This window comes from Haemophilus sp. HMSC61B11 (genome assembly GCF_001838615.1).
GTDB classification, from domain to species: Bacteria; Pseudomonadota; Gammaproteobacteria; order Enterobacterales; family Pasteurellaceae; genus Haemophilus_D; species Haemophilus_D parainfluenzae_AD.
On sequence record NZ_KV837957.1, the window covers coordinates 248,281 to 267,616 of the forward strand.

A 19,336-nucleotide genomic window follows, 5' to 3' on the forward strand; every position below is an offset into this window, starting at 1 on the left:
TCAATGGAACATTATATTAGCCTATTTGTGAAGGCGATCTTCATTGAAAATATGGCGCTTTCTTTCTTCCTAGGGATGTGTACTTTCCTTGCCGTATCGAAAAAAGTGTCAACAGCATTCGGCTTAGGGGTTGCAGTAACAGTGGTGCTTGGTATTTCTGTGCCGGCGAACCAATTTGTGTTTGAACATGTGTTAAAAGATAGCGCCTTAGTTGAAGGGGTAGATTTATCCTTCTTAAGCTTTATTACGTTTATCGGGATTATCGCAGGTATCGTTCAAATTCTTGAAATGACTTTAGATAAATTCTTCCCAGCACTTTATAACGCATTAGGTATCTTCCTTCCACTTATCGCCGTAAACTGTGCGATCTTTGGTGGTGTATCTTTTGCGGTACAACGTGAATACACGTTTGCAGAATCTGCAGTTTACGGTGTGGGTGCAGGGCTTGGTTGGATGTTAGCAATCGTTGCGCTTGCAGGCTTAACCGAAAAAATGAAATATGCCGATGTACCGGCAGGCTTAAAAGGATTAGGGATTACCTTTATCACTGCAGGCTTGATGGCGCTTGGCTTTATGTCATTCTCTGGTATTCAGTTATAAGGAGGCATAAATGAGCGAATCTTCAATTTTATTATTAGGTGTTGCGGCATTTACGGTTATCCTTTTAGTGCTCGTTGCGATTATTTTATTCGCTAAATCAAAATTAGTGGATTCTGGTGATATCACCATTACTATTAATGACGATCCTGAAAAAGCGATCACTTTACCTGCTGGTGGCAAATTGCTTGGTGCATTAGCAAGTAAAGGTATCTTCGTTTCTTCTGCTTGTGGTGGCGGTGGCTCTTGTGGTCAATGTGTAGTGAAAGTAAAAAGTGGCGGTGGTGAAATTCTACCAACCGAACTTTCTCACATTAATAAACGTGAAGCAAAAGAAGGTTATCGTTTAGCTTGCCAAGTGAATGTAAAAGGCAATATGGACGTTGAACTTCCAGAAGAAATCTTCGGCGTGAAAAAATGGGAATGTACCGTTATTTCTAATGATAACAAAGCAACCTTCATTAAAGAGCTTAAATTAGCGATTCCTGAAGGCGAAGAAGTCCCTTTCCGCGCAGGTGGTTATATCCAAATCGAAGCTGATCCACATACGGTTTACTATAAAGATTTTGATATTCCAGAAGAATACCACGAAGATTGGGACAAATACGATTTATGGCGTTATGTGTCTAAAGTGGATGAGCATATTATCCGTGCTTACTCAATGGCTTCATACCCAGAAGAGAAAGGCATCATTATGCTTAACGTGCGTATTGCAACGCCACCACCACGTCAACCTGATGCGCCTCCAGGTCAAATGTCTTCTTACATTTGGTCATTAAAACCAGGTGATAAAGTGACAATTTCTGGTCCATTCGGTGAATTCTTCGCGAAAGAAACTGATAACGAAATGGTCTTCATCGGTGGTGGTGCAGGTATGGCACCAATGCGTTCTCATATCTTTGACCAATTAAAACGTTTACACTCTAAACGTAAAATGTCATTCTGGTATGGTGCACGCTCTAAACGTGAAATGTTCTATGTAGAAGATTTTGATCAGCTTCAAGCCGAAAATCCTAACTTTACATGGCACGTGGCATTATCTGATCCGTTACCAGAAGATAACTGGACAGGTTACACTGGCTTTATTCACAACGTACTTTATGAAAACTACTTGAAAAATCATGAAGCACCAGAAGATTGTGAATACTACATGTGTGGACCTCCAGTCATGAACGCTGCGGTAATCAAAATGTTGAAAGACCTCGGTGTTGAAGATGAAAACATCTTATTAGATGACTTCGGTGGTTGATTTTAGTTAATCAAAACATCATGAAAACTGACCGCACTTTGTGATGAAGTGCGGTCAATATTTAAGATGGATTACAGGCAAGCTGATGGAAGAGTCGGTTTGCCTGTAATTCATATATTTAGGAAGGAATAGATGAAAAAAATATTAAGCGGATTGATTGCAATTGCCTTGGCTTGTTCATTAAGTGCTTGTAAAAAAGATCCAGAAATTATTTCACTTAGCGGCAAAACCATGGGAACCACTTACCATATCCGCTACATTGATGACGGTTCAGTTAAAGAAAATGCTGAAAAAACACATGAGCAGATTGAAGTAGTTTTAAAAGATGTGAATCAGAAAATGTCCACTTACATTAAAGATTCCGAATTAAGTCGCTTTAATCAAAATACACAAGTGAATACGCCAATTGAAATCTCTGCGGACTTTGCCAAAGTATTACAAGAAGCGATCCGTTTAAATAAGGTTACTGAAGGTTCATTGGATGTGACAGTCGGGCCTGTAGTAAATTTATGGGGCTTTGGGCCAGAAAAACGCCCAGAACGTAAGCCAACCCCAGAGCAACTTGCTGAACGTCAAAGTTGGGTGGGGATTGATAAGATTCACCTTGATATGAGCGGTAAAACCCCAACATTAAGTAAAGCCTTGCCACAGATTTATATTGATTTATCGTCTATTGCTAAAGGTTTTGGCGTGGATCAAGTTGCGGATGTCTTAGAGCAAAACCACGTGCAAAACTATATGGTGGAAATTGGCGGAGAAATCCGTGCAAAAGGTAAAAATGCCGAAAATAAAGCGTGGCAAATCGCTATTGAAAAACCGAATAATACGGGTGAAAGAGCCGTTCAAGAAGTGATTGGTTTAAATAATATGGCGATGGCCACTTCAGGCGATTACCGTATTTATTTTGAGGAAAATGGCCAACGTTTTGCACATGAAATTGACCCGAAAACCGGCTATCCAATTCAGCATCATTTGGCCTCAATTACCGTGCTTGCACCAAGTTCAATGACGGCTGATGGTTTATCTACAGGTTTATTTGTACTCGGTGAAAATAAAGCACTTGAAGTGGCCGAGAAAGAGAATATTCCGGTTTATTTAATTATGAAAACCGAACAAGGCTTTGAAACGAAAATGTCCTCAGCCTTCCAAAAATTACTCGCAAATAAGGAATAATCATGCAAACTTTATTTTTTACCCTAATCGCTTTTGTGGCCATTATTGTATTAATGTCTGTGGGCTTTATCTTTAAAAAACAAAGCTTAAAGGGCAGCTGTGGCGGACTTTCATCACTAGGTATTGCCAAAGCCTGCGATTGCGATAAGCCTTGTGATACCTTGCAAGAAAAATTAGATGCAGGTGATGAAAATGCCAAGGCTGAATATGAACAAAAGTTTGCGAAGAAAGACGATGACTCGCACTTTTATGAAGTGAAATAATTCACTTAAAACTAACCGCACTTTGTGCAATAACCTTAATTTATGGGGTGGAAGTTATTCCGCTATGGTTCAATCATTATCACCAATGTGCTTCGCCTTAACCGAAGTTACGGGAGACTTATGTTAACTTCAAATACTTATAATCAACATTTCGCACCCTTGAGTGCAGAACAACTTGCCGAAAATGCCACTAAAAAAGTGATATGTGGCATGTCTGGTGGAGTGGATTCCTCCGTTTCTGCGTTTATTCTTCAACAGCAAGGCTATCAAGTGGAAGGCTTGTTTATGAAAAACTGGGAAGAAGATGATGATACCGATTATTGTACAGCCGCTGCGGATCTTGCTGATGCGCAGGCAGTATGCGACAAACTAGGCATTAAACTGCATAAAATTAATTTTGCCGCGGAATATTGGGATAACGTATTTGAGCATTTCTTAACAGAATACAAAGCTGGCCGTACACCAAATCCCGATATTCTGTGTAACAAAGAAATTAAATTTAAAGCTTTCTTGGAATATGCAGCGGAAGATTTGGGCGCTAACTATATTGCTACCGGCCATTATGTACGTCGTCGTGGGGCTGATGATCAGGCTGAATTATTGCGTGGTTTAGATAGTAACAAAGATCAAAGCTATTTCCTTTACACGTTGAGTAAAAATCAGGTTGGTCAAAGCCTTTTCCCTGTAGGCGAAATTGAAAAGCCGATCGTACGTGCTATTGCTGAAGATTTAGGTTTAATTACCGCAAAGAAAAAAGACTCTACAGGAATTTGTTTTATCGGTGAGCGTAAGTTTAAGGATTTCTTAGCGCGTTATTTGCCGGCTCAACCAGGTGACATCCGTACCGTGGATGGCGAGATTATTGGTCGCCATGAAGGCTTGATGTATCATACTCTAGGACAGCGTAAAGGGCTGGGTATTGGTGGATTAAAAAATGCTGGTGATGAAGCTTGGTATGTAGTGGATAAAGATGTCGAAAACAATGAATTGATTGTTGCGCAAGGACATGACCATCCACGCTTGTTCTCTAAAGGCTTAATTGCTAAACAGCTACATTGGGTAAATCGTGAACCCGTGCGTGAAGCGTTCCGTTGTACGGTGAAAACGCGCTATCGTCAAACGGATATTGCTTGTTTGGTTGAGCCGATTGATGACGATTGTATTCGAGTGATTTTTGATGAGCCTCAGGCAGCAGTTACACCAGGTCAATCAGCCGTGTTTTACCTAGATGAAATCTGCTTGGGTGGCGGCATTATCGAAGAACGAATTTAATCAATATTCAATAAAGTGCGGTCAGAAATTCAATAGTTTTTCTGACCGCACTTTTTAATTATTTTGCTAATTGGAGTTTTTTATGCGACGTATTATATTCGGATGTATCCTGACCTTATTCTCTACGGTTATTTTGGCACAAATAAAAACAGACTTAGCCTTGTTAAATTTGAAAGGTCCTGTAAAAAAATGGGAAATGAAATTGATCGATCCCAAGGATTCTTCCATTTTGGAGCATAAGATTACTTTTTTTAATCCGCAAGGATTTAAAACTAAAGAAGAAACCTTAGGGAACTTCGCTCAGATACAAAACTTTGTGTATGATGAAAAAGGACGTTTGATTAAATCTTTTATAGAAGGTGATAATGATGCTATCGAATATCTTTATCACACGAATGCTGATAATTCATTGACAGTAATTCATAAGTATAAAGCGAAAGGTATGCCTGATAGGCTCATATCTGAAAATACTTATGATAAAAATGGATTACTCATCATTGAAAAAACGGAAGATGAGTCTTGTGAGGAAGGGTGTGAAAAACTTGAAAATGGCATGAATAAATATAGTCACCATTATGATGAACAGGGAAATCTTGTAGAAATTAGAAATGAGCTTTTTAATCATGAGTCTACCAAATATACCAATAAATATATTGATGGCAAATTAGTGGAACAAACGGAATACATGTATGGTGGAAAGATTGTGAGAACTTTTGATGCGAATGGATATCAGATAAAACTTGAAGAGTTTCCGCCTTATGGATTTGGCGATGGTAGCATATCTTCTATAAAACGTTGGAAAAATGTGGTGGATGAGTATGGTAATATGGTGAAGATTGAACAATTTGATGATGTTAACCATCTGAGTTCAATAATTGAAAATTCATATGAATACTATTAATTTAAAGTGCGGTCAGAAAATCTCTAAATTTCTGACCGCACTTTTTCTTTTATTGTATTTCAATTTTCGTGAATTTGAAAAAATGCTGATATTTTGCTAATATAAATTTCGTATTTGGAAACAATCCACTCGAATCCTACTGAGCGTTTCCTTCAAAATCGCACTTCTCCGTGCTGTCATTTGCAATGGTTCCATCGCACCATGTAGGGCTTAAAGCCTTGTTTTATTTAATCTGATTTTATTTTTATTCACTTAATTTTTAAGGGGAAAGCATTGTTTTTATCTAAATTTATGGAAAGGCAAACATCGTTCAATCCTTTAGTGATTGGCGCAACATTATTTTTTGTGGTGTTACTCGTCGCGATGATTTTAATCGCACCGGAACAAACGCAAACTTTATTAAATACCGCCAAATCGGGCATTTTTGCTAACTTTAGTTGGTTTTACGTCTTAGCATTCTCAGTGTTTTTGGGCTTTTTAGTCATTTTATCAGTTAGTAGTCTAGGTAATATCAAATTGGGCAATGATGAAGAAGAGCCTGAATTCGGTTTCCTCTCTTGGTTAGCAATGTTATTTGCTGCCGGTATGGGAGTCGGGTTGATGTTCTTTGGTGTCGCGGAGCCGTTAACGCATTACTTATCTGACATTACCACTGGTAGCGCACAGCATAAGCAGCAAGAAGCCTTGTTACACACCTTATTCCACTGGGGGATTCATGCTTGGTCCGTGTATGGCATGATTGCGTTAGCATTGGCTTACTTTGGATTTCGCTACAAACTGCCTTTGGCATTACGTTCTTGTTTCTATCCACTATTGAAAGAGCGTATTAATGGTAAGTTAGGCGATCTTATTGACATTATGGCATTACTTGCCACCTTATTCGGTATTATCACAACGTTAGGTTTTGGTGCTTCTCAATTGGGGGCAGGTTTACATCAATTAGGCTGGATTAGTGAAAATAGCTTCAGCTTGCAAATTGTCGTGATTGCCGTCGTAATGAGTTTAGCCACATTTTCCGCTATTTCTGGAGTTGGAAAGGGGGTGAAAATTTTAAGTGAGTTAAATTTAACATTGGCTTTATGTTTGTTAATTTTTGTATTAGTGGCTGGTCCAACACTTTATTTGTTATCTGCTTTTAGCGATAACATCGGAACTTATCTCAGCAACCTAGTACAATTAAGCTTCAAAACCTATGTCTATGAACAAGAACATATAGATTGGTTTAGCGGTTGGACAATTCTTTATTGGGCATGGTGGTGTTCTTGGGCGCCATTTGTCGGTTTATTTATTGCTCGTATTTCGAAAGGGCGCACAATTCGCGAATTTATTTTTGGCGTATTAGTCATTCCTAGTATGTTCGGTATCTTGTGGTTCACCGTATTTGGTAATACGGCCATTTGGTTAAATAATGGTGAAGCTGCAGGTATATTAGGGCAAATGATTTCCTCGCCTGAGACATTACTTTTTAAATTCTTGGATTATTTACCATTTTCCAGCGTGACTGGCCTAGTCAGCTTAGTGGTGATTTCTTTATTCTTTATCACTTCTGCGGATTCGGGTATTTATGTCTTAAATAACATTGCATCACGTGATAAAAGCCTTGTTGCACCTCGTTGGCAAGCAATGATGTGGGGGATTTTAATGTCAGTTGTCGCGATTGTTTTGATGCAAGCGGGGGGGTTAGCAAATCTGCAGACAATGACCTTGTTGGTGGCGTTACCTTTTGCGATGTTGATGTTACTGATGTGCTTTAGTTTATGGAAAGGCTTGAATGCAGATAAAAAATATTTTGATACTAAAGTTAATCCAACCAGTATTTTCTGGACGGGAGATAAGTGGAAAGAACGTTTGGAACAAATGATGAACCAAACACAAGAAAAAGATATTTTACGTTTCCTTAAACATACGGTATTACCGGCTATGCGCGAATTACGTCAAGAGTTGATTGGCAAATATGACTTGAGCGTGCAAATTAACACGTTATTTGATCAAGATGAACCTGCAGTCGAGTTAGTCATTCAGAAAGATTTGATGCGAGACTTTATGTATGGGGTGAAATCTATCGGTCGTGAGGTGTCAGAGCAATTAATTAATGACGATAACTTGCCACATATCCAACATAGTATGACCTATGAGCCATATACTTATTTCTTTGATGGTCGAGTAGGTTATGATGTGCAATATATGGATCAAGATGAATTGATTGCTGATATGTTGAAACATTATGAACGCTACTTAAGTTTACTAGACGATGTGGGTCAAGAATTGATGGCACACGAGCAAACAGAACTGGCTGAATAATAAGACTAAAGTGCGGTTGAAAATGCCTTATTTTTTCGGTATTATGTAGCAGTTGCACAAAGACCTAACCGCTTGAAAATACTAGAATCTCCATTGAAAGTTTAACTCAATGGAGATTTTTATTATGGCAGAATCCCACCTTATTTCTCAACTTACCAAATTAATCGAAAGTAGCTATAAAGAAAAAGCAATTCTTGAACATCAACTTGATCAATTAAAACAACAGAAATCAGATTTAGAGGATAAAATACTTTGTTTTGAGAATACCTTGATATACATTGAACCCAATTTCGATTTAAGGCAAATCAAAACACAATTCAATGTTTCAAGGCTAATAAAACCTCGATTGTTTAAGCAAAATCTTCAATTGTTGGTTGCAAGAGTATTAAAGCAAAGTGATAGTTGGAAAACATTATACTTTATTACAGAGGCGGCGTTGGAATTAGACACTGGCAAAAATTATCCTCTACCCCAAATAGAACATAAATTAGCTGTTGCTCGGGTATTGAAAGAACTGTATAAGAAAGGAATTATTGAACGGAAAGAAGTTGAATTACATAAACGGACACTAAAGCGAAGATTTTTCAGGCGTTCTGAATGGCGATTAAAACCTCTTGAGTAAAAATGGATAAGTAGCGGTAGAAATACCGCTATTTTTGTTTCCATTGCCAGTGAACCTCATTTCGGCTGATTTGAACTCTATTAATCCATTCTCTTTTATAAAACTCATTCAGTTGTTTACGAACGGAATCAAGATGCTTTTCAGATGGCGTGTCAGGATTTTGTTCAATATCGAAAATGCGCTGCGTGAGTTCGGCAATTGTAAAGGCTTTATTGGGTACTTCTCGCATCATTTGCACGATGTATTTACGAATTTTCCCTTTAAAGAGCTTATATTTGGAACGGTACACAAAGTTGTCCGTATTATAAAGGGCTACATCACTTTCCTGTTGAGTAAGCTCAATAGCACGTTTTAATGTGGCAATGTTCGCATCAAGTAACGCGAGATGATGTAATACCTGTTTACGTTCAAACTCAAATTCTTTGAGTTTCTTATCTAGGTTATATGCCATATATCTACTGCCAAATCACTTCTTGATGAATAATTTTTCGTTGCCAATAACCACACCATTCATTGTTATCGTTGGTGGTTTTCAAACATCGACTTAATACATCAATAAACTGCGCTTTATTTGAGGTACGGCGATTGTCCTCACGGTAGGCAATTTCATTCGCATAGTTGAGTAAGTATTCGTTACTGATACGGTGAACTTGTCCGTAGTACATACGTTTGAAACGACTGAATAAACTTTCTGCCTGATTGTTCGTTACGCCCAAATCACTGCGATATTCTTCCTTATGGTTTACAGTTCTCAAGTTATAGTAAGGCAACAAGACATCATAAGCAGTGCTTTCATCGGTATTGATTTGCGTATTCGGTTTAATAAATTTATCGGCAAAACTTTTCACTACCGATTGCGATTCCGTATGCGCCACAAAAACGTGAGAGCGTTTTGCCCCACAATGCAGCACATTACTGGCTTTTTCTTCTGGTGAATAATGCTCACGTGCAACCATTACACAACGTTTATCAGGATTCTGATTTTCCTTTAAGCGATAGTCAATGCGGTCAGATTTCTTATTTGCTTTACGTGGTGCAGGATGAACATAAGTACCGTCCATATCCACTACACCTGAAAGGGGTTTCATATCACGACTTTCTAATAACGCCTTGCGGAATTTATGTGATAAAACAAATGCCGTGCGAGGATTAAGTTTTGCATTACGCGCTAATTGAAGGGAAGATAAGCCTTTGACGGCATTTACCCACTCCATTAAAGCATAGAGATAAACCTTAATCGGTTTCTTGCGATTGGCAAAAATGGTGCCAGAAGTGACGCTGAAAGTATGATTACAATATTTGCAACGCCATTGTTTGCGTGTAGAAATATAATAAGGCTTGTGTTGTACCCCACATTTAGGACAAGTGATAAACTCTTTTCCACCCCATCTTAATTCACAAAGCAAATCATACGCTTCCTCTTCTGAGAGTTGTGCAATCTCGTAAGAGGAAAGCGAGCGAGCTTTGCTAGAAAGTAAGAAATGCTGAGTCATCGTCTTGTTTAAAATTTATGTTAATAGAGATTTTAAATATGCTCAAACGTGATAAAATGCGTTTGAATTTAAAACAAATATACGCTCACTTGCGTAATTTGTCAATTATAAATTGAAAATGGAACGCTCAAATGTGTATATCAGAAAGATTAAGACAAGTATGTGAAGCTAAAAATTGGAAAATTACAGATTTTGCAGAGCAGGCAGGAATAGCTTATCGTACGATGCAAGGTTATATCGGTGGTGAACGTGAGCCTAATGCAGAAGGAATGTCAGGCATAGCTAAAGCAGGAGTGAATTTGAACTGGCTTGTGAGTGGTGAAGGTGAAATGTTTCAAGCTGTAACGCTAAAAAATACTATCTCAGAGCAAGAAGAAAAACTGATTGCAGACTATCGTACTATGCCTGAAAATTTAAAGGATGCCTTTGCTATTTCTTTTAAAGAAATATCAGAAAAACAATAAATACTAATTTGACACTAACTCAATAAGGAACAAAAATGTCCCTACAAGCCTACAAGCCTACAAGCCTACAAGCCTACAAGCCTAGTATTTCATTTTATTTTGAGCCTTCAAGAAAAATTGGAGGTTTAAAATGAGTTTTTCTGAATCAAGATTAAAATGGAAGAATGAGTATTCTAATAAAAATTATTTAGAGAGATCTATTGTTACAGTTGATGGTAATTGGATAGAAAAAATTAATTTAAGAAGGGAAAACAATGAGTTTAATGAAGAATATTATAAATGGGAATTTATTTATTCTATAATTGATTCTGGGCTATTCTCAAAAGATTATATAGGAACTGAGATTTATTTTCCAAAAGGAAATATTAACTCAGCTCCGATTAAGATTGACGCTGTAATATTCAATAATAAGAATTGGATTGATGATTATAAACTATATAGAGACAAGAAAGATCAATCAGCATTAGATCGTCTAAGAAAAAATGCAATAGTAATGATTGAGTTTAAAGATGAAGATAACAAGCGGATTGAACAAGTATTTAATTCTCAAATTAAAGCAACAATAAAAGAGTCTGATTCTAATTTTACACTGGGTATATATTATAATTTTGGGAGATTATATCTTTTCAAAAAGGTTGATGGTGTAATTTCAAGATATGATAATGGGAAAAATTTTGAAAAAAGTCAAAGAATATTAGAACAATACCAATTAGAAATAACAGATCCTTACTATTTAATACCATCTTATTCTGAATTAGAAAAGAAAATACTAGGCGTTGATATAAAAGGAGGAAATTTAAAAGTTAATGATTTAGATATAATTGATAGAATATCAGATAAAAACTTATCAGATTCTCTAAATAAAATCCTTAGACAGCTTACTGAGGACTCTCTTTTTAATGAAGAAGGATATATCCTCCTAATACAGTTGTTATCATTAAAAATTTATGATGAACATCGTTCTGATAAATATGGACAAGATCTAGATTTCTTTATTTCAGAAAATGAATTGATGGTAAATAGTGATATTTCAACTGAAGAAGTTCAAGCTTTTATTACTAGATTAAAAAATATTTTTGATTTAGCGAAGAAACAATATATTAATATATTGTCAGAGCATTCTATTGATTGGAAAAACCCTAGAAAGATTAGAGTTTCTCAAGTTATTGTTAAAGAATTCCAGAAATATTCATTTACACGTTCAGAAAAAAGTGATTTATATCAACTTGTTTTTTATAATTTTGCGACTAAATTTAAGAAAGCTGAAAATGCACAATTTTTAACTCCAATTCCTATTATTGATTTTATTGTAAAATTAATAAACCCTAAAAGAGATGAGTCTGTTTGCGATCCTTGTTGTGGTATATCAGACTTTCTATCTGTTAGTTATGTCAATTCAAACTTTAAGTTAAATGATAGTAATTTGTTTGGAATTGATAATGATCATAATATGACTATATTAGCTCAATTAAATATGCTACTTAATGGAGATGGTAATGCAAACATTTTTTGGGCGTCAGACAAAGGCTCTATAGATCAAAAATTAAGCATTGAAAAAAAATTAGTAAAATTAAATCCTAAATATCATGAATCTGGGAATTGGGATAATTGGGTAGATCAAACAGAATTAATGAAGTATGACATTATTTTAACTAACCCACCATTTGGTAAAGGAAGGAGTCTAAATTTATCTTCTGCCGAAGATATAAGAGTTGCTAAATTTTATGAGACTTATGATAGATACATAGAAACTAACCCTAAAGATGGTTTAGATTTAGGTGTGGTTTTTTTAGAAAATGCAGTGAGAAGCATAAAAGATGGTGGTAGATTTGGAATAATTATAAGTAATTCTATAGCATCAAACAAAAACTTTGAATTTGTTAGAGAATGGTTACTTGAGAAAGTAAGATTGGTTGCATTATTTGACCTTCCAAGTAATATTTTTGCAGAAACAGGAGTGAATACGACTATTATTATAGGGTATAAACCTAAAAATCAATATTCTCTTAAAAAATTGATAAAATCTGACTATGAAATTTTCACATCAGAAATAGATAATGTCGGATATACAAAAAGAACATCAGATAGAAATGTTATATTTGAGAAGAATTATAAGCTAGATTTGGAAACTTTTGAAACTGTAATAGATCCAACAACTGGGGATCAAGTTTTAAATGAAGATTTCTCAGAAAACATCAAAAAATTTAAAGATTGGTGTCTTTTCCAAGAAGAAGAACTAAAAGAACTATTTTTAGATTAGTGGGGAAATTCATGATTAACATAATAAAACCAGAAAAAATTAATATTTCAAAAATAGTTTCCAATAATAACTCACTATCTCCATCAAACTATAGAGATATTAATATTAAAAATAATAAGAAATTAAAAATCAGATCATTTTTAAAGGATTTACCATTTCTGCGTGGATATGAAACAGGTAGTTCCGCATATGTAGAGAATTCTAAGTTAGCTTTTATAAGAACTAGCAATATAAATAGAATATCATCTATAGTTAACAATGATTCGTGTATATTCTTAAAACCGATGGTGAAAGATGAGAATAGAATAATAGCACATGAAGATATTTTAGTCGTTACAGATGCGAATATCTCAGATTCTGCAATTTTTATTAAACTAACAGACAATAATATTGACTATACTTTTTCTTCTGGTGTAGTAAAGTTAAATATAAAAGATAATATTGATAAATATTATCTTTTGACCCTACTAAGAGATAATTATTTCAAGGAACAACTTTTAGCAGTAACTCCTAAAGGTGCGACTTTAAAACATTCTGGTGATAAGTTTTTAGAATGTTTTTTGCCTCATAATGATAATGAATGGGTTATTAAAAAACTATCTAATGTCATGAAAAATATATGCCATATGGAATATCTATGTAGAAATAAATTATTAGAGATATTTTCTATTTATGATAATGAGCTTAATTCATTCGATTCTACTGAACATAAAAACCTAATTAGTAAAATTTTAAAAAACAAAAGGATTGATGCTGGATTCTATTCTTCTTCAGTTAATGATTTTTTCTATAAAGTAGAAGCTATTGGTAGTAATACTCTAAAGGACTTAGGTTTTATCATAAAAAGAGGTCCAAATCTAGCTAAAAGAGATTTAGGTAGATCAATTCAAACAAATATTCCTAATAAGAAATATTATAGGCTAATATATCCAAGTGATATATCTGATTCTGGTCGCATTGTAAAAGAAACCTATTTAGGTACTTCAAATAAAATATGGCAGTTATCTCAAGGAGATATTTTATTTTCAGGGGAAGGAAATGTAGGTAAAACATTTGTTATTTGTGATAATCTTAATTTTACAACAAATTTCCATGGGATAATCATTCAACCAATTAAAAACGAAAAAGAACTGAATTTAGACCGTAGTATATTTGTGGCTACTTTTCTATATTATATGAAGCATATAGGAATTATGGATAAATTGTCAGTTGGTGGGCAAGGTGGTAGTTTTGCTATTCAATATTGGGATATATTAAGATTTCCTAACATCAGTATAGACTCTTTTAAGTTGATAGCTAAATTGTATAATAATGCAAAAGATGTTGATTTATTCTCATTTAATTTTGAAGATATTAAGACACTTGGAATATATCAGTTGAATAATTTAATTATAAAAGGAAATAATATAATTGAAGAAATATTAAGTGATATAAAGAATGATTCATTAAAACCTGAGCATTTATATATATTATGAAATTGCTTGAATATACTTATATTGTGAATTATTTTATTTCCTATTATTCGATATTTATTATCAGGTTAAATAAATAACTTAGCCAGAACCTAACTATTTGGGCTAACAGGAATTTGTACATACCTTTCAGTTTATCGAATTTCCATCGAAATTTCCTTGTGGTTTACATAAGTATTCAAAACTCAAATGCTTTAAGCCAACTCTAATTTTCGAGTCGGTACTCTTTCGTTTTTAGCGTTTGGCAAATACCTTGTAACACAAGGAAATTTAGATAGCTCAACATCATCTACTTTAAAGCAAATCTGAAACGCTCAGCCTTAAACAATTTCACTTCATTACATAAATTGTAAACACCATTTTCATATCTCACATCAATATGATTTTTTGATTTTCATAAAGTAGAATTAATCAACATTTTTGTTGTTATAGTAATGGCGATAAGATCTTTAAAGGATATATTCTTCTTGCTAGCTAAGTAAATTTTGATCTAGAATATTCCCTGTCTTAAGCAAATTTTCTCGTTTGCTTTTTTTCATATTTAATTCGTTCAACCAATTTAGCAAGAGAAACATGACTTATTGGCTACAAAACAATAAGTTGAAAGTTGATTATGCACGTTGAACGAAAAAATGAAAAACAACAAGAAAACATCACCACTTTTACTTTCTGCACTTCGCAACCTCTCTGCGTTCGCTATTTACGATTTATCTGATACAGAAATACTCATTCTTCTAAAAAATGCTCGTTGGGGAAATTCTCATTGTTTTCATACAGTTCAATGTCCTCGTTGTCAGATTGAGCATAAAGCCTATTTTATTTCTTCTCGTAAGCAATGGCAGTGCAAACATTGCCAACATCGTTTTTCTGTAAAAAGTGGTACGATTTTTCAGCACACTAAACTTTCCCTAAAAAAGCTACTGTTATCGGTTTATTATTTCACTATCAATAGTAAAGGGATTTCTGCGCTTAACTTATCTCGTCATATTGGCGTGCAATATAAAACGTCATGGGCATTACTACATAAATTTCGTGAAGCAGTTGAAAAAATGCAAGATTACACACCACTCACGGGCATTATTCATATTGATGGTTGTTATGTGAATAACTACCTTCGCCCCAAAAATTTTAAACATAAGCGAATTGATAGACGTAAGAGATGTCACCAACGTAAAGATAAATCCTGCGTTATGGTTTTCCGTCAACAAGCTGCAAATCAGGAAATAATAAAAGGAACCGACCGCACACTCGTTGCATTAGTTAAAGAGGAAAATGCTGATGATATGCTTGCTTTAACACATCGCTTAGTCGCACCAAAATCTACAATTTGCGCTGATGAAAATCCTGCTTATGATGGCTTGGCATTTCACTATGACTTATGTCGCGTAAATCATTCGCAAGAATATTGCTCGATTGACGGCACCACCAATAACCTAGCAGAATCCTTCTTTGCAAGATTTAGAAGAATGATTATGGGTGTGTATCATAAGATGGGAAATAATTACATGATGCACTATGCGAATGAAACCGCATGGCGTGAGGATTTTCGTTACCAGTCAGATAAAGACAAATTCGACAACGTACTAAAACGCTGTTTGAAAGCCAGACCTTCACGAGATTTAACTGGCTACTGGCAGGGAAATAAGAAGCCTACGGCAAAATTTGGATTGGAAAGTTTATGTTTGGAAGCCTCAAACGATAACCAATATTTAGCCGTAGCCTAAATAATTTAAAACAATATAAGGAACAATGATGGAAACCATGACACACACGCCACTTAACGTGGATTTAAAAAAGATGGACTATGAAACATTCAAAACTTTTATGCGTGAACTGGCTCAGATGTATTCAAACGTAAAAGATGATGCCTATCTGTTGTTCTATCACAATTTGCGAGACCTTGCGAAAGAAGTCAGTACTTTACCCCGTAATCCATTGATATTTTACGGAGCTTATGAAATCGCCAATAATCAGGTGGTCGTGGCGATATTTGAAATGCAATTTACCGATGAAGTGTTTGAAACCGAAGATGGGAAACCTTATCAGATGCTTTCTATTATTAGCAGTTTTGCAGAAGATAAAGTCTATTTACGTTGCCCAACAAAAGTCAGAGAACATCTTACTCAACCAGAATATGTTGTGCTTTGTGAACAAGTTTACCCTGCAATGATGGAACAAATGCTGCTAGAGGAGCAACGAGAAAGACTGTTTAGAAGAAAACGGAAAAGTGAGTAACGTAAAAATAAGTAGAATTCTGTAAAATACATTTATAAAAAATAATGCCCTTATCGAAATAAGGGCATTTTTGTATGGTTTTGTTTAAATTTTGGTCTTTGTGCAACTGCTACATAATACCGTATTTTTTGACCGCACTTTTAAAATTACCTCTTGAGACAAATGCATAAAAAGAGTATATTCAAGCCCAAATTTTCAATTTAATTCTAACGGAGTTTTTCTATGTTTGGTTTATCCCCGGCACAAATGATTATTTTATTAGTCGTGATTTTATTAGTATTTGGTACCAAAAAATTACGCAATGCGGGCTCTGATCTTGGCGCAGCAGTAAAAGGCTTTAAAAAAGCGATGTCTGACGACGAACCGAAAAAAGATGCGGAATTTACTCAAATTAAAGACTGTACAACAACCGCTGAAAAAACTGAAACTGTAAAAGATAAAGAACAGGCATAACCGTGTTTGATATTGGTTTTTCCGAACTTGTTTTATTGATGCTTGTGGGCTTAGTGGTACTAGGCCCTAAGCGTTTACCTGTGGCTATTCGCACGGTAATGGGCTGGGTGAAAACGATCCGTGGGTTGGCAGCTAATGTTCAAAATGAATTAAAACAAGAGCTTAAATTGCAAGAATTGCAAGATAGTATCAAGAAAGCGGAACAACTGAATCTAAAACAGCTTTCCCCAGACTTAAGTAAAACCGTTGAAGAGCTGAAAGAACAGGCTCAAAAAATGCGTGCAGAGCTAGAAGAAAAAGCGGCTGCTGCGGGCACAACGGTGGAAGAGCAAATTAAAGAAATTAAAAGTGCGGCTGAAAATTCTGCTGATTCTGCTGAAAAACTTGCGGTAAACTCACAAGAAACAGCAGAAAAACCAGTTGAAACAGTATCGACAGAACATGCAGAGAATGAAACTACCGACGTTTTGGAATCTGAAAAAGCAGAAGTAGATTTGACCGCACTTGAAGCCCATGAACAAGCTGAATTAACCGAGCGTTTATCTGATTACTATTCGCCGGATGATGTGGAACTGCAACCAGCACCTAAATCTGAAGCTAAGTCCTAGAGAATAATTATGAGCAATACGACGGACGATTCCCAACCGTTAATTACCCATCTTGTTGAACTCAGAAACCGCTTATTACGTTGTGTAATTTGTATTTTAGTGGTTTTTGTGGCGTTGGTTTATTTTTCTAATGATATTTATCATTTTGTCGCCGCACCTTTAACGGCAGTAATGCCAAAGGGGGCAACCATGATTGCAACCAATATTCAAACGCCATTCTTTACGCCAATTAAATTAACCGCGATTGTATCGGTATTTATTTCGGTGCCTTATTTGCTTTATCAAATTTGGGCGTTTGTTGCACCAGCACTGTATCAACATGAAAAACGTTTAATTTATCCGTTATTATTTTCCAGTACCGTTTTATTCTATTGCGGTGTAGCGTTTGCTTATTATGTTGTTTTCCCTTTCGTGTTTAGTTTCTTTACGCAAACTGCACCAGAAGGGGTCGCTATCGCAACGGATATCAGCAGTTACCTTGATTTTGCGCTAGCATTATTCTTGGCTTTCGGTGTGTGTTTTGAAGTACCCGTTGCCATTATTTTGCTTTGCTGGACAGGCGTCACAACCACGAAAGCATTAGCTGCAAAACGCCCTTATATTATTGTGGGAGCATTCTTTGTTGGCATGATCTTAACGCCACCAGACGTGTTCTCTCAAACTTTACTTGCTGTACCAATGTGTCTTCTTTTTGAATTAGGCTTGTTAGTTGCACGTTTCTATCAACCGAAAGAGGATGAAGAAGAGGCAACTGATGAGGAAAGTGCGGTAGAAAATCAGGGTGATTTGAATCACAAAGATTAAGAAAATGGGCGTAGGTGATACGCCCTTTTAACATCATAAAAACAGGAAATATTATTATGACTCAACAAATTTTAGGCGGTTTTCCAACCCGTCGCCTTCGTCGTTTACGTAAACATGATTTTAGTCGCCGTTTAGTGGCAGAAAATACTTTAACCGCGAATGATTTAATTTATCCGGTATTTATCATTGAAGGTGAAAATCATCGTGAACCAGTCCCTTCTATGCCTAAAGTTGAACGTTTAACGATCGATCAGTTATTAATCGAAGCAGGCCTTTTAGTGAAATACGGCGTGCCAGTGATCTCATTATTCCCTGTAGTTGAGCAAGATAAAAAATCTTTAATGGCTGATGAGGCATTTAACCCGAATGGTTTGGTACAGCGTGCAGTGAGAGCATTGAAAGCCGCTTATCCAGAATTAGGGGTATTAACCGATGTCGCACTCGATCCTTATACACTACATGGACAAGACGGGATCATTGATGAAGAAGGCTATGTATTAAACGATATTACAACAGATATCCTGATTAAACAGGCTGTTTCACACGCTGAAGCGGGTGCTGATATTGTGGCACCGAGTGATATGATGGATGGTCGTATTGGCCGTATTCGTCAGGCGTTGGAAGAAAATGGTCATATCAATACACAAATTATGGCATACTCAGCAAAATATGCGTCTAATTATTATGGTCCATTCCGTGATGCAGTCGGTTCTGCCGGCAACCTGAAAGGTGGTGACAAGAAAACCTATCAACTTGATCCAGCCAACGGTAATGAAGGCTTGCAAGAAGTGGCTCTTGATTTACAAGAAGGGGCAGATATGGTGATGGTGAAACCAGGTATGCCATATTTAGACATGGTATATCGCGTGAAAGACTATTTTGGTGTGCCAACCTTTGCTTATCAAGTTTCTGGTGAATATGCGATGCATATGGCGGCCATTCAAAATGGTTGGTTGAAAGAAAAAGAATGCATCATGGAATCATTGCTTTGCTTTAAACGTGCTGGTGCGGATGGTATTTTAACGTATTTTGCGAAGCAAGTCGCTGAATGGCTTTACTTAGAAGGTAAAAATAAATAAGCATTTTTTAAGTTGAAGTGCTAATCCAGGTGCTAATTTTAGATTTTATCTAATAAAAACGAGAAAATATTAAATGTTTTCTCGTTTTTT

At 35.7% G+C, this 19,336-nt stretch carries 19 protein-coding genes; 17 read left to right on the forward strand and 2 right to left on the reverse strand.

Annotated features, from left to right (window positions below; all coding sequences use genetic code 11):
• Nucleotides 1-3 precede the first annotated feature (3 nt).
• From nqrE to HMPREF3263_RS03005, 8 genes are all read left to right on the forward strand, one after another.
• A complete protein-coding gene (gene nqrE / locus HMPREF3263_RS02970; RefSeq protein WP_005695377.1) occupies nt 4-600 on the forward strand; it encodes an NADH:ubiquinone reductase (Na(+)-transporting) subunit E in 597 nt (198 codons plus the stop codon).
• Between the two features lie 10 nt (nt 601-610).
• Nucleotides 611-1,846, forward strand: coding sequence for an NADH:ubiquinone reductase (Na(+)-transporting) subunit F (gene nqrF / locus HMPREF3263_RS02975; protein ID WP_005698140.1), 1,236 nt, complete (start codon nt 611-613; stop codon nt 1,844-1,846).
• 132 nt (nt 1,847-1,978) lie between these two features.
• On the forward strand, nt 1,979-3,019 hold the full coding sequence (locus tag HMPREF3263_RS02980; RefSeq protein WP_005698110.1) for an FAD:protein FMN transferase: 1,041 nt from the start codon (nt 1,979-1,981) through the stop codon (nt 3,017-3,019).
• 2 nt (nt 3,020-3,021) lie between these two features.
• Nucleotides 3,022-3,282, forward strand: a complete 261-nt coding sequence (gene nqrM, locus HMPREF3263_RS02985; protein ID WP_005697994.1) for a (Na+)-NQR maturation NqrM — start codon at nt 3,022-3,024, stop codon at nt 3,280-3,282.
• A 120-nt stretch (nt 3,283-3,402) separates the two neighbouring features.
• A complete protein-coding gene (gene mnmA, locus HMPREF3263_RS02990; RefSeq protein ID WP_005698113.1) occupies nt 3,403-4,554 on the forward strand; it encodes a tRNA 2-thiouridine(34) synthase MnmA in 1,152 nt (383 codons plus the stop codon).
• An 82-nt stretch (nt 4,555-4,636) separates the two neighbouring features.
• On the forward strand, nt 4,637-5,455 hold the full coding sequence (locus HMPREF3263_RS02995) for a hypothetical protein (protein ID WP_005699612.1): 819 nt from the start codon (nt 4,637-4,639) through the stop codon (nt 5,453-5,455).
• A gap of 273 nt (nt 5,456-5,728) precedes the next feature.
• Nucleotides 5,729-7,756 carry a BCCT family transporter gene (locus HMPREF3263_RS03000; RefSeq protein ID WP_005698056.1) on the forward strand — a complete coding sequence of 676 codons (2,028 nt, stop codon included), beginning with the start codon at nt 5,729-5,731 and terminating at the stop codon, nt 7,754-7,756.
• 124 nt (nt 7,757-7,880) lie between these two features.
• Nucleotides 7,881-8,378 carry a hypothetical protein gene (locus HMPREF3263_RS03005; RefSeq protein WP_005699609.1) on the forward strand — a complete coding sequence of 166 codons (498 nt, stop codon included), beginning with the start codon at nt 7,881-7,883 and terminating at the stop codon, nt 8,376-8,378.
• A gap of 28 nt (nt 8,379-8,406) precedes the next feature.
• Here HMPREF3263_RS03005 and HMPREF3263_RS03010 read toward each other — a convergent pair whose 3' ends face one another.
• Together HMPREF3263_RS03010 and HMPREF3263_RS03015 are read right to left on the reverse strand one after the other, a co-directional pair.
• A complete protein-coding gene (locus HMPREF3263_RS03010) occupies nt 8,407-8,829 on the reverse strand; it encodes a hypothetical protein (protein ID WP_005699622.1) in 423 nt (140 codons plus the stop codon).
• 4 nt (nt 8,830-8,833) lie between these two features.
• Nucleotides 8,834-9,871: an IS1595 family transposase gene (locus tag HMPREF3263_RS03015; RefSeq protein ID WP_005699614.1), complete on the reverse strand. Its 1,038-nt coding sequence runs from the start codon at nt 9,869-9,871 to the stop codon at nt 8,834-8,836.
• A 131-nt stretch (nt 9,872-10,002) separates the two neighbouring features.
• Between HMPREF3263_RS03015 and HMPREF3263_RS03020 the strand changes: the two genes are divergently transcribed.
• The 9 genes from HMPREF3263_RS03020 (at nt 10,003) to hemB (ending at nt 19,246) form a co-directional block, all read left to right on the forward strand.
• Nucleotides 10,003-10,335: a helix-turn-helix domain-containing protein gene (locus HMPREF3263_RS03020; RefSeq protein WP_032827365.1), complete on the forward strand. Its 333-nt coding sequence runs from the start codon at nt 10,003-10,005 to the stop codon at nt 10,333-10,335.
• A gap of 130 nt (nt 10,336-10,465) precedes the next feature.
• Nucleotides 10,466-12,595 carry an HsdM family class I SAM-dependent methyltransferase gene (locus tag HMPREF3263_RS03025; protein WP_005698725.1) on the forward strand — a complete coding sequence of 710 codons (2,130 nt, stop codon included), beginning with the start codon at nt 10,466-10,468 and terminating at the stop codon, nt 12,593-12,595.
• Between the two features lie 11 nt (nt 12,596-12,606).
• Entirely contained in the window at nt 12,607-14,070 is a 1,464-nt protein-coding gene (locus tag HMPREF3263_RS03030; RefSeq protein WP_005698724.1) for a restriction endonuclease subunit S domain-containing protein, read from the forward strand.
• Between the two features lie 629 nt (nt 14,071-14,699).
• Entirely contained in the window at nt 14,700-15,791 is a 1,092-nt protein-coding gene (locus HMPREF3263_RS03035) for an IS1595 family transposase (RefSeq protein WP_005700026.1), read from the forward strand.
• A 28-nt stretch (nt 15,792-15,819) separates the two neighbouring features.
• Entirely contained in the window at nt 15,820-16,302 is a 483-nt protein-coding gene (locus HMPREF3263_RS03040) for a hypothetical protein (RefSeq protein ID WP_005699987.1), read from the forward strand.
• 222 nt (nt 16,303-16,524) lie between these two features.
• Nucleotides 16,525-16,755, forward strand: coding sequence for a twin-arginine translocase TatA/TatE family subunit (gene tatA / locus HMPREF3263_RS03045; protein WP_070852939.1), 231 nt, complete (start codon nt 16,525-16,527; stop codon nt 16,753-16,755).
• 2 nt (nt 16,756-16,757) lie between these two features.
• A complete protein-coding gene (gene tatB / locus HMPREF3263_RS03050) occupies nt 16,758-17,363 on the forward strand; it encodes a Sec-independent protein translocase protein TatB (protein ID WP_070852940.1) in 606 nt (201 codons plus the stop codon).
• A 9-nt stretch (nt 17,364-17,372) separates the two neighbouring features.
• Nucleotides 17,373-18,167 (forward strand): twin-arginine translocase subunit TatC, encoded by a 795-nt coding sequence (gene tatC / locus HMPREF3263_RS03055; RefSeq protein ID WP_070852941.1) that lies wholly within the window; start codon nt 17,373-17,375, stop codon nt 18,165-18,167.
• Between the two features lie 56 nt (nt 18,168-18,223).
• On the forward strand, nt 18,224-19,246 hold the full coding sequence (gene hemB, locus HMPREF3263_RS03060) for a porphobilinogen synthase (protein ID WP_049363661.1): 1,023 nt from the start codon (nt 18,224-18,226) through the stop codon (nt 19,244-19,246).
• The last annotated feature ends 90 nt before the right edge of the window (nt 19,247-19,336 follow it).

Bases quoted from the DNA above. Each gene is read 5' to 3' on its own strand.
- nqrE (WP_005695377.1), top strand. From the start codon at position 4: ATGGAACATTATATTAGCCTATTTGTGAAGGCGATCTTCATTGAAAAT.
- nqrF (WP_005698140.1), top strand. From the start codon at position 611: ATGAGCGAATCTTCAATTTTATTATTAGGTGTTGCGGCATTTACGGTT.
- HMPREF3263_RS02980 (WP_005698110.1), top strand. From the start codon at position 1,979: ATGAAAAAAATATTAAGCGGATTGATTGCAATTGCCTTGGCTTGTTCA.
- nqrM (WP_005697994.1), top strand. From the start codon at position 3,022: ATGCAAACTTTATTTTTTACCCTAATCGCTTTTGTGGCCATTATTGTA.
- mnmA (WP_005698113.1), top strand. From the start codon at position 3,403: ATGTTAACTTCAAATACTTATAATCAACATTTCGCACCCTTGAGTGCA.
- HMPREF3263_RS02995 (WP_005699612.1), top strand. From the start codon at position 4,637: ATGCGACGTATTATATTCGGATGTATCCTGACCTTATTCTCTACGGTT.
- HMPREF3263_RS03005 (WP_005699609.1), top strand. From the start codon at position 7,881: ATGGCAGAATCCCACCTTATTTCTCAACTTACCAAATTAATCGAAAGT.
- HMPREF3263_RS03010 (WP_005699622.1), bottom strand. From the start codon at position 8,829: ATGGCATATAACCTAGATAAGAAACTCAAAGAATTTGAGTTTGAACGT.
- HMPREF3263_RS03015 (WP_005699614.1), bottom strand. From the start codon at position 9,871: ATGACTCAGCATTTCTTACTTTCTAGCAAAGCTCGCTCGCTTTCCTCT.
- HMPREF3263_RS03020 (WP_032827365.1), top strand. From the start codon at position 10,003: ATGTGTATATCAGAAAGATTAAGACAAGTATGTGAAGCTAAAAATTGG.
- HMPREF3263_RS03025 (WP_005698725.1), top strand. From the start codon at position 10,466: ATGAGTTTTTCTGAATCAAGATTAAAATGGAAGAATGAGTATTCTAAT.
- HMPREF3263_RS03030 (WP_005698724.1), top strand. From the start codon at position 12,607: ATGATTAACATAATAAAACCAGAAAAAATTAATATTTCAAAAATAGTT.
- HMPREF3263_RS03035 (WP_005700026.1), top strand. From the start codon at position 14,700: ATGAAAAACAACAAGAAAACATCACCACTTTTACTTTCTGCACTTCGC.
- HMPREF3263_RS03040 (WP_005699987.1), top strand. From the start codon at position 15,820: ATGGAAACCATGACACACACGCCACTTAACGTGGATTTAAAAAAGATG.
- tatA (WP_070852939.1), top strand. From the start codon at position 16,525: ATGTTTGGTTTATCCCCGGCACAAATGATTATTTTATTAGTCGTGATT.
- tatC (WP_070852941.1), top strand. From the start codon at position 17,373: ATGAGCAATACGACGGACGATTCCCAACCGTTAATTACCCATCTTGTT.
- hemB (WP_049363661.1), top strand. From the start codon at position 18,224: ATGACTCAACAAATTTTAGGCGGTTTTCCAACCCGTCGCCTTCGTCGT.